Source organism: Belliella pelovolcani (assembly GCF_900156785.1).
Classification (GTDB): domain Bacteria; phylum Bacteroidota; class Bacteroidia; order Cytophagales; family Cyclobacteriaceae; genus Belliella; species Belliella pelovolcani.
The window spans coordinates 1-15,862 of sequence record NZ_FTOP01000007.1 but is presented as its reverse complement, the minus strand read 5'-3'; the positions used below and the strand labels follow the sequence as shown (position 1 = coordinate 15,862).

Sequence of the window (15,862 nt, the reverse complement as noted above, 5' to 3'; positions counted from 1 at the left end):
TTGTTTCTATGGCAGAGAATAATCCACAGGGAAAAGATAGAATTTTAGGAAGAAAAAAGCCTGATTTGGCTGGAATATCAGGGGTAGGGAAGCTTCCACCCCAAGCAATAGAGTTGGAAGAAGCTGTCTTGGGCGCATTGATGCTTGAGAAGGATGCCCTGACTCAAGTTGTGGATATTTTACGACCTGAGAGTTTTTACAAGGAATCACACAAAGTAATCTATACTGCCATTCTAGATTTGTTCAGTGATAGTCAACCCATAGATATGTTGACTGTTACCAATCAATTGAGGAAAAATGGTAAACTAGAAATTGCTGGAGGAGCATTTTTTATCACTGAGCTGACTTCCAAGATTTCTTCTGCCGCCAATATTGAATATCACGCCAGAATCATCACCGAACAGGCAATGAAGCGTGATTTGATTAGCATAGCTTCAGAAATTCAGAAAGAGGCTTTCGAAGATACTACGGACGTATTTGAGCTTTTAGATAAGATGGAGTCATCTCTTTTTGAAATATCAGAGAAAAATATCAGGAAAAATTATTCCGATATGCGCTCGATCATGAAAACAGCCATCATGGAGTTGGAAGCCAAAAAAGGTCAAAAGGATGGTTTGACAGGTGTGCCTAGTGGTTTTACTGCTCTTGATAGAGTTACTTCAGGCTGGCAAAAATCTGACTTGGTGATCATCGCTGCGCGACCTGCGATGGGTAAGACGGCCTTTGTACTTTCTGTTTTGAGAAATGCTGCGGTAGATCACAATAGACCTGTTGCAATTTTCTCATTGGAGATGTCATCTGTGCAGTTGGTGAATAGATTGATTTCATCAGAGGCAGAATTGGATTCAGAGAAAATCAAAAAAGGAAATCTAGCGGATTATGAATGGGAGCAGTTGGTTCACAAAACTGCTAAGCTTTCCAAAGCACCGCTTTTTGTAGATGATACACCTGCTCTATCCATTCTAGAGCTCAGGGCAAAATGTAGGAAGCTCAAGGCCCAGCATGATATTCAGATGATTGTAATTGATTACTTGCAGCTGATGTCAGGTGATTCCAAGTCTGGAGGTGGAGGAAATAGGGAGCAGGAGATTGCAAGTATTTCAAGGTCATTGAAAATGATCGCAAAAGAATTGGAAGTACCTGTGATCGCACTTTCTCAGTTATCTAGGGCAGTGGAGACAAGGGGAGGAGATAAGCGGCCTCAACTTTCAGATTTGAGGGAATCAGGTGCTATTGAGCAAGATGCGGATATGGTCATGTTCCTCTATAGGCCTGAATATTACGGTATCAATGAAGACGAGGAGGGTAATTCTACCATGGGAGTAGGTGAGGTGATTATTGCCAAGCACAGAAATGGTTCTTTGGAAACAGTGAAATTGAGATTTATCGGAAAGTATACCAGATTTACCGATCTAGAATTGAATGTGCCATATAAGCCACAAGATGCCCTTTATGGATCCAAATTCCCCAGCAGTGCAAGTGGTCAAGGTTTCGAAAGTGGCAATACCATCAGACTCCAATCTAAAGCCAATGGAGGTGATGAAGGAGGAGGATTTCCAGGAGGTTTTGGAAGCGATGAACCAGCACCGTTTTAAAAGGAAAAATCAAAACAGCCATCCAAAATTCTTGGATGGCTGTTTTGATTTAATCTATCAGCATCAGGATTTTTTAATCTTCTAATGCTCTGAAAGCCATGATACCACCAAGGACATTTCTTACTTTAGAATAGCCTTTGGTTTCCAAAAATTTCTTAGCATTTCCACTTCTTGCACCAGAACGACAGTGGATGACGATCTCCTGGTTTTTATATTTTTCAATTTCTTCTAATTGATGCGGGAGTGTTCCAAGTGGGATATTCAATGCTCCCAAGTTATCTTCTTCGTATTCCCATTCTTCTCTTACATCGATGAATACAAATTCTTCTTTATTGTCTAATCTTTGTTTGAGCTCTTCTACGTTGATATCTTCCATATGATTTATTTGACTAGTATTCTGTATGATTGTGGTTTGCCATGCTCCAAGACATTGATCAAATACATTCCACGCATTTGCCCTGCAAAATTAAGGATTTTACCATTTTCTAGCTCTTCGGATTGTATATTTATTCTCCTACCATATGGATCCAAAACTTGAATCAATTCAAATTGCCCATCAATTCTTAATTGATCGATGACTGGATTAGGATATAATCTTAATTTTTCGGTAGTAATGGCCTCAGACTCTTCTACTGGTGGCGACTGACTGAGATGCGGTCTAATCATCAGCGAGCCACTTACAAATTCATTTTGCTGCCAGCTTCCAGCCACATTGTAAAAGATTTCTTCTCCGTTGTCTCTGGTTTTATCTAATCCTACGTGGATGAAGTCATTAGTGAACTGCGTAAAACCCACATAAAACACATCAGGTAGCAGGATATTTTCATCAATTTCAAAGAAGGAGAATTCTTCTATGCTTTCTTTTCTTGGAATCAAACTCTCTTTGACATAGAGTGGTTCTGAGTCAAGATTACCCCAGACCATGATATCTATGCCCCTGTCGAATTGCAGAAAATTAGTAAAGTTGATGCTGATTCCTTTGAGAAAGGCATTTTGTGTTTTCTCATATCTGACGGCAAGCATGCCAGATCTCTGATTGATCCCAGCAGAATAATCGACTTTTCCATCATCATAGGCAAAATAGTCTCTAACAGAAACAATCGTCCTGACTGTATCATTGATTCTAAGATCTACTTCAGGATAAAAAATGCTATCTCCTTCAACGATCTGGAATAAAACCCCATCGCCAGAGCTCAAGTATGTCACCAGTTCCAAATCACCCTCTGATTCAGGCAATGGTATCGAAGAGATGGGGTTTGAACTGAAACCTCTTCTCTCCAAAGCTAGAGGTACTGGGTTAAAAGGTGTATTATTGTTGATTTTGAAAAGGGAGTTTTGAGTTTCCAAATCACGTAACTCAATGGTGTATTCCATCGCACGAAACCTGTTTTCCAGATTTTTAAATTCATTTCCTGTATTGGTCAGATATTGCTCTGGTTCAGCTGTCAACTCAAAAAGAGGTACTGATGCATGTTTTTCAAAAATAGGGGAATTTGTTTCTGTCAAGGTTCGATCTATTGCATTCCTGTCTAGTAGGCTTCTGTTTTTATTCAAGTAGACATAATCAATCAACCAAGTGTCAAATGGCCCTGATAGCCTCCCTCTTGCTTGAAATCGAAATTGAAAGCTTTCATGCTGAAATTCTTCTGTCACTTGGAAGATTTCTTGCGTAAAAAAAAGTCTCTGTGCTTCCAATTCCCCAAATTGGTTCCATATTTCAACCCACTCTCCAGCTTGATTCAAAAACTGTAATGTGATTTGGTCATTGATATCTGGCATTTCTGCTTTACCTGCAGGCTGCCAATAGAAGCTTAGAAATACAGTTTCTTTTTCGCTATCACTTAGAGTATTTAGGTCGATTGGCCTTGAGGTCAATTGATCTGCAAAGCCTTGTGCCAATGGGTTGTTATCATATTGTCTGCCATTGGATGCAATGCCGTCGAATAAAGCAACTCCAAGGCTGGGTGCTCCATTAGCAACTGTGTAAGAATGCGTCACACCATCATTGATCCATAAGTCTGACCTGATTCCCTTGGTACTAAAATCATCCCAGAATGGGAGTGACAATATTTGATCTTCTAGTATTCTTCCTTGAAAAAATCTGTTTGATGTTTCGCTGACAGGGGTAGGAAGCTGTTGGAATTGGGCAAAAGACTCACTGATGCACAGCAAGAGCATGCTGACAAAAAGTAAACCTATTGCCCAATTATTTTTCATTAAAAATCTCTTTGTTTTGCTATTTCTGAAATCCAAAGATCTATTGGCTCTCCTGTTTTGACCTCTGCGCCAGAAGGAGGGATTTGTCTTACGATTGTTCCTTGAGGAACAGTATCTGTGGTGACATAGTTGAGTCTTCCCATCCTCAAGCCAGATCCAATGATCAGAAATTCCGCATCGATTTCGTCCATACCTATCAGGTTAGGAACATCAAGAATTTGATTTCCTAATCCGTCACCGACAACTAGGTCAATTTGAGAGCCTTTAGGTAGTTCAAAACCTTCAGGAATGTTTCGACCTCTATATTTTTGCTCAAGAACCACATTGATTCCAATATCTGGCACATATTTGATTTCCCCTCTGACTAGTCCAATATTAGACAAGATTTCTTGCACATTCTTCAATTGACTATTGACCAAGTTTGGCATCTTGATCATAGGAGCATTTTTTGAATTGAGCGTAATGTAGATTTTTCTGCCAGATTTCACTTGACTCCCTGCTCGAGGAAGTTGCTTGAGAACAGTCAATGGAGGTAAGTCTGCATTGAACCCACTATCCAATTCAATTTCATAATTCAAATTTCTAGCACCTAGATAGCTATCCAGTTCTTCATAGCTGAACCCTTCCAAGTCTGGAATGGAAACAGTTTGTCCGTGGTTGGTGTAAGATGGCAAAAAGAATTTTAGAAACAAGAATGCGATAAGAGTAGTTGCACCTAGTATCAAAAGAAGATGAATCCCTACTTTCTTTAAGGAATCTTTGAGTTTGCTCATGCAGATAGATTTTTTAAGCTAACGTATAAAGGTAAAATTATATTTAATTTTCACCAATAAATGTGCCCTTTTGATATTTGGACTAATACTTTTTCTAATGATTAAATACTAATGGACGATCAGCCTTCTTGTTTCCGTCAAAGAGTTGCTGGTAATTTTCACGACAAACAAACCTTTTGAAAATAGCTGAGTGCTAAAGTTATATGTCTGGTTGAGCGTATTAGGATAATCGATATCTTGAACAACTGTACCACTTGAAGAAATTACCTGAATATTTACCGTTTCGTAAGTTTGCAAATTGAAAGCAATGCTGAATACGTCTCTAGCAGGATTTGGATAAATAATGGTATTACCTAATCCTGGATCTACTGGCTCAGGATTAGCAGAGAGGAATAATTCTATATCATCTATATAGACAGGGTCATTGCTAGGACTTCCATTTTCGATGACGAATGCTAACCTTACATTGGTTCTTCCAGATCCTGCTAATTCAGAAAGATCCACAAACTCTCTATTGAACTCAGCCCTGTTATTAGGATTGACGGAACCTGAACTGACAGTATTAATCTCTGCACCTGTTTTTCTCAAGAGCTCCGTATAAGTCACACCACCATCTGTACTCCCCATTACTTTGAAAACGGTAGAAGGAGCCTGATTACTAGCAGCTATGCTGTAGAAAATACTTGCTTGCCGGCTCAAGGATAGATTGAATTTTGGTGAGCCAACCCATTGTGGCTCGTTGGAATTGGATCCATCTAACCTGATAAGATTACTTTGAGCTTCATTTTGAAGTGGAATCACATCCCAAGAATTCTGATTGCTCAATGTGTTGACACTAGACCAAGGTTGCAGATTGATTGTCGCATTAAAATTCTGTCTCCAAGGGGCTGTGATTGTATTGGTATTTCTCACGTTGAATTGAACAAGTTGAGATTCATTCCCAGGATTTTGGTCAAAGTTTGGAAATACCAAATCATATTGAACTCTTGAAACGCCTGAGGCAGTAAGCGAATTTGGAATTTCCACATTGAGTGATTGGCCTGCATTCAGGGAAGCTCCCCGAGCTACAAAGCTCTGTGGTGCGGCATTATTTGTTCGTCGATTAAGTATAAAGCTTGTGATTGGTAAGTTACCAGTATTGGTAATTTGTACTAGCTCGTTTGTTTGAGAGCCATCATTGATTGGCCCTGGACTTACCAGCCTGTTTAAGTCAATTTTATATCTAAACTGCTCTGTAGCCAATACTTCAATATCTTTGATGTATATGTTATTGCCATAACCAGTTCTGGAGATAAATGCTACTCTGACATTATCAAAATCATTGTATTGAGCAAGGTTAACAATCTCTCTTCTGAACTGCGCATTTGAATTTGGAATAAATTCTTCAAGAATTGCAGGTGCTGTTTGTAAAAGATTGGAATCCTTATCATAAGGTGAATCGATGATGTTAAATGTATTGCCACAGTCAGTGGATACTGCTACGTACAAAACATCAGAAAACCCAGCGGCATTATATGGCGCATGCGCCATGTTGAAAGTCAGTTGCGCATTAGGGAAATTGGCTAAATTAATCGATGGCGAAATGAAGAAGTCCAATTCTCCTGGAGCTTCATATTCGTAGTTTTGAATTCGTATCAAATTCTGAATGCTACCTGATATGGGAAGTGAAACTCTTTCCCAAGTCAATGAATTGTCTGGATTTCTGATAATCCAATCACCTATATTTGTAGAAAGATCAAGAGAATATGGAATATTGATCTCTGGTTGGATGATGGGTCTACTGTTTCTAGAATTGTTGTCTGGGTTTCCGTCTGATGATTGACCATTCACCTGCGTTATTCTAGCTTCAAATAAGTCTTGGCCATTGCCACTCAAGTTGATCGGGTTGAAATCCACTATTGCATCTTCACCCGTGGCTAGGTTGAAGGAGAAATTTCTGCTTTGAATCAAATTTCCATTTAGCCTGATTTCTATTGTTGCTGAGGTTATATTGTTTAGCCCTCTATTGAGTAATTCAATAGTTGGAGTCACATCGTTGGAACAAATAAGGTCTTGTGGGTCAATAATTCTTTCGATTGAAAGATCTATTGTAGGTAAGTTAGGGTCTTGTGTTGCAAAGTTATTGATCAAAGAGCCCCTTCTTGGACTGAATTCTAGTACTACGTTCATTCTCGCTACTTGACCTTGGGTGAAAAGATTCATACAAGCGTCAGGAGTGTAATCCATGTAGTTTTCAGTCATATCCCTACTACCACAACTAAAAAGCGGATTGTTAATTCTACAAGCATTGTTTGGACTTTGTTGGTTAGGAGTGTCTTCAACGAAGTCATCTACTTCACAGCCATTGGCTGATGACTGTGCATCTCCCCAAACGTGCCTTAAGCCAAGGAAATGGCCGATTTCATGCGTGGTAGTTCTGCCTCTAGATCCCGAAACTGCATTTCCACCTTCACCAAAATATCTGTAATCCATCGTTACTCCATCTAATTCTCTTGGGGTTGGAGAAAAATTTAGACCAGGTAAATTTGAAACAGGGAAAGTAGCATAACCAATAAAAGGTTGTTGAAGCGTGACAACCCACATGTTGAGGTAATCTTCAGGTGGCCAGCTAGAGATTTCTGAGATAAGAGCAGCATCATTGATATCATAGACGCTTTTAGTTCCTTGAACCCTGACAATGCCATTGGTAGGTATACCTCTTGGGTCTACTTTGGCTAACACAAATTCAATATTTGCATCGGCTGCCACATTTTGGAATTCTGCTGGAGTTTGAATTCTGTCTGGATTTAATCTTCTGAAGTCTTCATTAAGAGTTCTGATTTGAGCTTCAATTTGCGATAAAGGAATATTAGCACCTTGACCTACCGCTGTACCATTGTGAATGACATGAACCACAACAGGGATGACTCTTCTTTCATTTTGAACTCTGGCTTGGATTCGTGGTGATTTGGATATTTCTTCCATTTTATCATTGACCCAAGATTCAAAAAATTCTCTGGAACCATAAATTCCGAGCGCTTCCTCTTGCATTTTTTCAATGATGGTATGGCCACACTTTTCATCATGCATGTGTTGATAGGGCTGCCCAAAAAAGTTTTGTGAATAAACCGAAAAACTCAGTAAAAACAGGAAAAGGGTAAAGCTCAAGCTTACCCTCAAATGATGAAATATCCTAACCATATAATTCAATACACAATTACGCAACCGCGATATTTACAGCCTCTACTTTAATGATCTCAGGTATGGCTTTCTTGACAGCTTCTTCTACACCGGCTTTTAGGGTCATTGTAGACATAGGGCAGGAACTACAAGCACCTGTAAGCTCTATCCTCAATACCATGTCATCAGTTAATTCTACTACTTTCACATTACCACCATCAGCCTCTAAGTATGGTCTTATGCTGTCTAATGCTTGTTCTATTTTTTCTTTCATTTCCATTTTCAAACTCTTTAATATCAAGCCCCCATTTGTACAACGGCTGTTTTTGCTTTGCTAGCGTTTCTGATAGCGATTTGTCTTGCTACACTTTCTGCTAAGTCAGAGAAAGCTTTTTGCGTAACACCTTCTTTTAGTACAGCAGGATAGCCTGTGTCCCCACTTTCTCTGATGCTCTGTACAATAGGTATCTCTCCTAAGAACGGTACTTCAAATTTCTCAGCTAACTTTCTACCACCTTCTTTACCGAACAAGTAATATTTATTATTTGGTAATTCTTCGGGTGTAAAATAAGCCATATTTTCAATAACACCTAAGATAGGTACGTTAATTTGAGATTGCTTGAACATAGACAATCCTTTCGTGGCATCTGCCAGCGCAACTTTCTGAGGTGTAGTTACAATTACGGCGCCAGTGACTGGAATGGTTTGCACCATAGTCAAATGAATGTCGGAAGTTCCAGGAGGAAGATCAATCAATAAATAATCCAACTCACCCCATTCTACATCACCAATAAATTGCTTCAGAGCAGAACTAGCCATAGGGCCTCTCCATACCACAGCTGAATCTGCTGGGGTCAAAAATCCAATTGACATTAATTTTACACCATACTGCTCAATTGGGATAATGACATTTTTTCCATTTTCCTGTTTAACTGCAGGTTGCTCTGATTCTACATTGAACATGGTAGGAACAGATGGACCCGATATATCCGCATCAATTAAGCCTACTTTAGCTCCTGAATTTGCCAAAGCAACAGCTAGATTGGAAGCAGTTGTAGATTTTCCAACCCCACCTTTACCAGACGCAATAGCAATGATGTTTTTTACTTGTGGAAGCAGTGGCGTATTGTCTCTTGTGGTGGTGACATTGGAAGTCATAAAAATATCCAACTCCACATCTGTACCCAAACTATTTTCAAGTGCTTCAATACAGTTGTTCTTAATCACTTCTTTCAGCGGGCATGCTGGAGTGGTCAAAACTACCTTAAAACTAACTTTGTTTTCTTCTATAGAAATATCCTGAATCATTCCCAAAGTCACCAAATCTTTTTTGAGATCTGGATCTTCGACGGTGGCTAACGCTTGTAGGATTTGTTCTTTGCTAATTGTCATTGGATACGATTTTCAATTTTGTCGCAAGTTAGGCTATAATTGTTCTAAATAAAACACTCAGTTTTATTGAGGTCGTATTAAATCATCACAAGGAATACAGTGAAATGAATAATGTTCTGATTTAGTTTCAATCTTAATCTTAACTTTTCAATACAATAAATAGTTTCTCAAAAGCCACCTATGTTTTGGCCGAATACTTTTTATCTTTGACAATTGAAGTGAATTTTAAATGGCAATCAGTAGAGCAACAACCGAGAAAGTTCGAGAGCGAGCAGATATAGAAGATGTAGTCAATGACTATGTTCCGCTCAAGAAAAAGGGTCAGAATCTCTGGGCATGTTGTCCGTTTCACAACGAAAAATCCCCATCTTTTTCTGTATCACCAGCCAAACAGATTTACAAATGCTTTGGTTGTGGCAAGGCGGGAGATCCCATTCAGTTTGTCATGGATATTGAAGGCGTAGGCTTCAATGAAGCTATTCGTCATCTGGCAAAGAAATACGGGATTGAAGTAGAGGAAGACAAAGCGAACACACCTGAAGAAATCCAAGCATACAATGAACGTGAGAGTCTTTACATTGCATTGAATTTTGCTAAGGATTTTTTTGTCAAAAACCTGCACACAGAAGAAGGTCGAGCAATAGGTCTGAGTTATTTCAAAGAGAGAGGATTCAATCAAAACATCATTGAGAAATTTGATCTTGGCTATACTTTAGACGGTTGGGACCATTTACTCAAGGCAGCTAAGGAAGCTGGTCATTCAGAAGAAATTCTACTCAAAGCTGGACTTGTTTTACAAAAAGAAGGAGATCCAAATAGGGTTTATGATAGGTTTAGAGGTCGGGTCACATTTACAATACACAATCTAGGCGGAAAACCAATCGGTTTTGGAGCAAGAATACTCACTCAGGATAAAAAACAACCAAAATACATCAATTCACCTGAGACAGAAGTGTATCACAAAAGTGATGTGCTTTATGGGATGTTTCAGGCCAAAAAATCGATCAGGGAAAAAGACAACTGTTATCTAGTAGAAGGATATACGGATGTCATATCCATGCATTTGGCTGGAATAGAGAATGTCGTGGCATCCTCAGGTACCTCGCTTACGGAGAATCAGATTAAGCTAATCAAAAGGTTTACTGACAATGTCACGGTGCTATTTGACGGTGATGCAGCAGGTATCAAGGCTTCCTTGAGGGGTATTGATATGCTTTTGGAGGGTGGGCTGAATGTCAAAGCGGTGGTTTTTCCTGATGGAGATGATCCTGATAGCTATTCTAGAAAGGTAGGGTCACAGGTTTTTGCCGATTATCTTGTAAGCAATGCACAAGATTTTATAGCATTCAAAATCAGTCTTTATGCTGATGAAGCAGCCAATGATCCTGTCAAAAGAGCCGAATTGATCAAGCAAGTGGTGCAAAGCCTTGCCAAAATTCCAGAACCGATAATCAGGTCAGTGTACGTAAGGCAATCTGCCAAGCTATTGGAAATAGAAGAAGAGATCATTCAGATTGAATTGAATAAGATTCTTCTCAAAGTTCAAAAAGACCAATACTTTAGAGATCAAAGAGAGCAAGAAACTGCCGATACTCCATTTGAAGATTTCTTACCTACCAAAGAAGAGCCGCTCCCTTACAGCTCTCAGCTTGAGGCTCAAGAGCGGGAAATGATGCGGATGTTGGTCAATTATGGTTTTGAGATGGTTTCTGAGGAGTTGAGTGTTTGCGAGTATTTGTTGCAAGAAACACATGACCTGACTTTTGAAACGCCTGTTTTCAACAAAATACTAAATCTATACAAACAGGCCTTAAGTAAAGGGATTTTACCCCAGCCTACCTACTTCATGGAGTCTCAAGATTCAGAAGTGAAAAAAGAAGTGATCAATATGATTACTCGCAAACATGAAATATCCAGACTTTGGCAAGAAAGATTTCAGATTTTCACCACAACGGAAGCAGATGATCTGGCCAAGTCAGTTTATGATAATATATTGAGATTGAAACAAAAAGTAATCAAAAAGATGCTGGAAGAATCCAGACACAAAATAAAGTATGCCCAAGAAGCTGGAGAGTCCTCTGAGGAGATGGATGAGAAATTGAGAGTTTATATGGAATTGAAGAAATTTCAAACTGAAATCGACAAACAGCTAGGAATTGTCATCAGCAATTAACCAAACTTAAATTGGTTTTTGGCAGTTTTACTGACTGAAAACCTTTAATTTTGCAAACCCAAATCTATAGCATTCAAAATAAAATTATGTCCTTACCCTACCAATTAGATTCCATTGAGGAAGCCATTGAAGCCATCAAAAACGGAGAAGTTATCATTGTAGTAGATGATGAAGATCGAGAGAATGAAGGTGACTTTGTTTGTGCAGCTGAAAAGGTTACCCCAGAAATCATCAACTTTATGGCCACACATGGCCGAGGTCTTATATGTGCACCCTTGATAGAAGATAGGTGCGAAAAACTTGGTCTCGAATTGATGGTCGGGAGCAATACGGCTGCTTTTGAAACACCATTTACAGTCTCAGTTGACTTAGTTGGTCACGGATGTACTACGGGGATTTCGGCTAGTGATAGGGCAAAGACCATTCTGGCTTTGGTAGATGATTCTATTCATCCGGATGAATTAGGCAAACCTGGTCATATATTTCCACTCAAAGCAAAGCGAGGTGGGGTATTGAGAAGAGCAGGTCATACTGAGGCCGCCATAGATTTTTCAAGATTGGCTGGATTACAGCCTGCGGGGGTTTTGGTAGAGATTATGAACGAGGATGGAACCATGGCCCGTCTTCCTGATTTGGTGAAAGTAGCAGAGCGCTTTAACCTTAAACTTGTTTCAATCAAGGATTTGATTGCTTACAGGCTGAAGAATGAATCTTTGATCAAAAGAGAAATAGGTGTAGAAATGCCAACAACCTATGGAGATTTTGATTTGATCGCATTTAGACAAACCAATACTGATGATATACACATGGCTTTGATCAAAGGCCAATGGTCAGAAGACGAGCCTGTGATGGTTCGTGTGCATTCCTCTTGTATCACAGGAGATATTTTTGGGTCCTGTAGATGTGATTGTGGACCACAATTGCACAGGGCGCTTGAAATGGTAGAAAAAGAAGGTAAAGGTGTAGTCTTGTACATGAACCAAGAAGGAAGAGGTATAGGTTTGATCAATAAATTGAAAGCATACAAGCTCCAAGAGCAGGGCATGGATACCGTTCAAGCCAACCTTGCATTAGGTTTTCCAATGGATAAAAGAGATTATGGTGTGGGAGCTCAAATATTGAGAGATTTGGGCATCAGCAAAATCAGACTGATCACAAATAATCCCACCAAGAGAGTTGGACTATTGGGTTATGGTTTAGAAATCGTGGAGCAGCTTCCTATAGAGATTAGCTCTAATCCGCACAATGAAAAATACCTGCAAACAAAAAGAGATAAAATGGGTCATACCATAATGAAAAAATAGTATTGAAATCCTCCTGAACATCAGGAGGATTTTTTGATTGAGCTTGTTTTTTAGAAATCAAAGCATAAGAAAAGCTATTATGCTTCAACCAATTTTATAAATTATTCGTTATTTTAATTGGACAAACTCAAAAATGGCTAAAGAGATGAAAAGATTATTGATTCTTTTATTCCTTACATATACAAACTTCACCCAAGTAGAGGCACAAAATAAATTTCCATCACAAGTCTGGCACAAGGGGCAAGTGACTACCACAGATGGACAAATTATTGTTGGGTTGGTAATGTATGATTTAGATAACAACATCGTACAAGTTCAGAGACAAAGCGTGGAGACTTTTGGTGCTTCCAATGTTTCTCAATTTGAAGTTTTTGACGAAATCTACGGAGGAATCCGTACATTTTATTCTTTACCTTATGCCTTAGCCACAGATTATGAAACGCCAGTATTTTTTGAAATATTGACTCAAGGCAGCGAAATGGCCTTGTTGTGTAGAGAGTATATAGCTACTGATACAAGAGGAATGAATAACCCGATGATGATGAACCCCATGTGGGGAGGTCCCATGATGATGAATAATGGTTATAGATTGGCATTCAATTTTTATTTTTTTAAGGAAGGAAAGATTCAGAGATATTCTTTGAAAAAAAGAGATTTAATGGATTTCTTTGATGATAGAGAAGACGAAGTGAAGCTATACATGCGGAAAAATAGACTCGCCCATGACAAACGTGGAGATCTTCTTAGAATCACTGCATATTACAACCAAATCAAATAAAAATTTATGCCAAAGAAAAAACCATTGATTCTGGTTTCTAATGATGATGGAATCACTTCAAAGGGAATCAGGGTACTTGTCAATGTGATGAAAAAAATCGGGGAAGTAGTAGTAGTTGCTCCAGATAGCCCCCAATCAGGGATGGGACATGCGATTACAATAGGTGAGACGCTTCGATTATCCGAGGAAGATATTTTTGAAGATGTAGAAGCTTTTAAGTCTAGTGGTACTCCCGCAGATTGCGTCAAATTAGCCAAACACTATGTTTTGAAAGACCGAAAAGTCGATTTAGTTGTCAGTGGTATCAATCATGGTAGTAATACCTCAATCTCCGTTTTGTATTCAGGCACCATGTCAGCAGCTATCGAAGGGGCACTTGAGGGCTATCCTTCCATTGGTTTTAGTCTCTGTGATTATTCTTCCAAAGCAGACTTTTCGCATGTGGAAGAATACGTCTACAAAATAGCAAAGCAAGTGCTTGACCATGGTATGTCCAAGGGTGTCGCTTTGAATGTGAATTTCCCGCCAAAGAGGAATGAACCCATCAAAGGTGTCAAAGTATGTAGACAAGCACATGCCAAATGGCAAGAAGAGTTCTCGGAAAGATATGACCCTAATGGACGTAAATATTTCTGGATGGCTGGCAATTTTGTGAATTTCGATAAAGGAGAAGATAATGACGAATGGGCAATAGCCAACAACTATGTGTCTATTGTTCCTTGTCAGTATGATTTGACAGCTCATTATGCTATCAATCAAATGAATGAAGACTGGGATTGGGATAATTTATAATTTTGAATTTGATAAAATCACAGAGAAGCCTACCAAACATCTTTTTGGTAGGCTTATTTCGTTTATGTAGATATTATTAATCAAAAGATGCATCCTTTCTTAAAAGTAAAATTGTTATGAAATACATTTTTGTTTATATATTTGATAATAAATAGAGATTTATGAAAATAAACTTTTATAGATGTATTGCTTTTGCTGCAATCGTATTGGTTGGCATGACGTCTTGTGCTGAGGATAATCAAGAAGCTGTGGAAATGACAGATGATCAGGAAAATATGACTTTTCCTAATTATAGTACCACGCCTATCGATGGACAATACTTTGTAATTCTGCATGACAACCAAATCAATTTCAGAATTGATCCAGATGATTACGAAGGTGCACAAGCAGCCATGCGTAAAGAAGCCATTTCATTTTTAGCGCAGTATAAGTTGAGTGAAGAGGATCTTGATCGAACTTATACAATGGCATTGACTGGTTTTACAGCTAGAATATCCAAGGAAAAAATTCATGAAATTAGTACAGACCCCAGGGTAAAGTATGTAGAGCAGGATAGGATGGGCATGCTAGGAAGACCCATTGATCATCCAAAAAATCAACCAGAAGAGCCTGTAGTCAATACACAATCTATTCCTTGGGGCATTAAGAGAGTCGGAGGACCCTTTCAGTATTCAGGTAGGCACAGTGTATTCATTTTAGATACGGGTATCGATTTGAATCATCCTGATTTGAATATTGATACGCAAAAAGGGTTTGATCCTTATAATAGATTTAGAAAAGATTGGAACTTCAATGACGAGCATGGACATGGTACCCATGTAGCGGGTACAGTGGGAGCATTAGATAATCATTTTGGTGTAGTAGGTGTAGCAGCAGGTGTGCCAGTAGTACCTATTAAGATATTTTTTGGTCCTAGGGCAGCTTACACTTATTCAGGAATGGTAGCTGGTATCGAGCACTTAGGTGTTCGAGGTATTCCTGGGGATGTCGCAAATCTGAGTTTTGGGGGTTTCGATGAGAGTAGAGTTCTAGATGATGCCTTACTGAATGTATCCGAAAAAAGAAGAATTTGGATGGTCATAGCTTCTGGTAATTCTGCCTTGCCGGCCACAGCATTTAGTCCAGCTCGTGTGGTTGGTAACTATACCATTACAGTTTCTGCAATAGATTCTAGAGACAGGAGAGCATGGTTTTCACACTATGGTGAACCTATCAAATATGCAGCTCCGGGTGTTAATGTGGTATCAACCTGGAGAGGAGGTGGTTATAGTAATCAGACAGGAACTTCCATGTCAGCCCCCCATGTGTCTGGCTTGAGGGTACTAGGAGATATCGATACAGATGGATATTCTATAGATTGGATAGGAAAGGCTGATCCGATAGCTTTTAGGAGGTGAGTCAGATTCTTAATGTTGTCATTTGGAAGACTACTTTCATTCAAATGTTTTAAAAAAAATCAAAATCTTCAAATAATACAGGAATCTGCAATCGAGAGATAGCAGATTCCTGACTTTTTTGAATTGTTATAATTTAACAGTGAACTTACCTGCAACAAGATCAGTTTTCTTGATCTTGATTTCTTTTTCCTGACTTCGACACTGGGACACCCAAAATCAAAAATCGAACATTTTTGCCAGTTTTTGCTGACCCTCGTTCAAAAACAGGGTTTTTCTCAGCTT

General features: G+C 39.0%; 12 protein-coding genes. 6 read left to right on the top strand and 6 right to left on the bottom strand.

What is annotated here, in order from left to right:
* The first annotated feature begins 8 nt into the window (after window positions 1-8).
* Window positions 9-1,595 (top strand): replicative DNA helicase, encoded by a 1,587-nt coding sequence (gene dnaB, locus BW935_RS09145; protein ID WP_076500845.1) that lies wholly within the window; start codon window positions 9-11, stop codon window positions 1,593-1,595.
* Between the two features lie 73 nt (window positions 1,596-1,668).
* Here the strand turns inward: dnaB and BW935_RS09140 are convergent, their stop codons facing one another.
* The 6 genes from BW935_RS09140 to BW935_RS09115 form a co-directional block, all read right to left on the bottom strand.
* On the bottom strand, window positions 1,669-1,971 hold the full coding sequence (locus BW935_RS09140) for a rhodanese-like domain-containing protein (RefSeq protein ID WP_076500843.1): 303 nt from the start codon (window positions 1,969-1,971) through the stop codon (window positions 1,669-1,671).
* Between the two features lie 5 nt (window positions 1,972-1,976).
* On the bottom strand, window positions 1,977-3,812 hold the full coding sequence (locus BW935_RS09135; protein WP_076500841.1) for a T9SS type A sorting domain-containing protein: 1,836 nt from the start codon (window positions 3,810-3,812) through the stop codon (window positions 1,977-1,979).
* Window positions 3,812-4,585: a PASTA domain-containing protein gene (locus BW935_RS09130; RefSeq protein WP_076500839.1), complete on the bottom strand. Its 774-nt coding sequence runs from the start codon at window positions 4,583-4,585 to the stop codon at window positions 3,812-3,814. Before BW935_RS09130 ends, BW935_RS09135 begins: the two co-directional genes overlap by 1 nt.
* A 108-nt stretch (window positions 4,586-4,693) precedes the next feature.
* Window positions 4,694-7,654 carry a M43 family zinc metalloprotease gene (locus BW935_RS09125; protein WP_245802672.1) on the bottom strand — a complete coding sequence of 987 codons (2,961 nt, stop codon included), beginning with the start codon at window positions 7,652-7,654 and terminating at the stop codon, window positions 4,694-4,696.
* A 127-nt stretch (window positions 7,655-7,781) separates the two neighbouring features.
* Window positions 7,782-8,024 (bottom strand): NifU family protein, encoded by a 243-nt coding sequence (locus BW935_RS09120; RefSeq protein ID WP_076500835.1) that lies wholly within the window; start codon window positions 8,022-8,024, stop codon window positions 7,782-7,784.
* A gap of 17 nt (window positions 8,025-8,041) precedes the next feature.
* On the bottom strand, window positions 8,042-9,136 hold the full coding sequence (locus tag BW935_RS09115; RefSeq protein WP_076500822.1) for an Mrp/NBP35 family ATP-binding protein: 1,095 nt from the start codon (window positions 9,134-9,136) through the stop codon (window positions 8,042-8,044).
* Between the two features lie 229 nt (window positions 9,137-9,365).
* Between BW935_RS09115 and dnaG the strand changes: the two genes are divergently transcribed.
* From dnaG to BW935_RS09090, 5 genes are all read left to right on the top strand, one after another.
* Complete coding sequence (gene dnaG, locus BW935_RS09110; RefSeq protein ID WP_076500820.1) at window positions 9,366-11,309, top strand: DNA primase; 1,944 nt, start codon at window positions 9,366-9,368, stop codon at window positions 11,307-11,309.
* Window positions 11,310-11,395: 86 nt separating this feature from the next.
* Window positions 11,396-12,613 carry a bifunctional 3,4-dihydroxy-2-butanone-4-phosphate synthase/GTP cyclohydrolase II gene (locus BW935_RS09105; RefSeq protein WP_076500818.1) on the top strand — a complete coding sequence of 406 codons (1,218 nt, stop codon included), beginning with the start codon at window positions 11,396-11,398 and terminating at the stop codon, window positions 12,611-12,613.
* Between the two features lie 145 nt (window positions 12,614-12,758).
* On the top strand, window positions 12,759-13,391 hold the full coding sequence (locus BW935_RS09100) for a hypothetical protein (RefSeq protein WP_076501085.1): 633 nt from the start codon (window positions 12,759-12,761) through the stop codon (window positions 13,389-13,391).
* A gap of 6 nt (window positions 13,392-13,397) precedes the next feature.
* A complete protein-coding gene (surE, locus tag BW935_RS09095) occupies window positions 13,398-14,183 on the top strand; it encodes a 5'/3'-nucleotidase SurE (protein ID WP_076500816.1) in 786 nt (261 codons plus the stop codon).
* A 161-nt stretch (window positions 14,184-14,344) separates the two neighbouring features.
* Window positions 14,345-15,580: a S8 family peptidase gene (locus BW935_RS09090; RefSeq protein ID WP_076500814.1), complete on the top strand. Its 1,236-nt coding sequence runs from the start codon at window positions 14,345-14,347 to the stop codon at window positions 15,578-15,580.
* The last annotated feature ends 282 nt before the right edge of the window (window positions 15,581-15,862 follow it).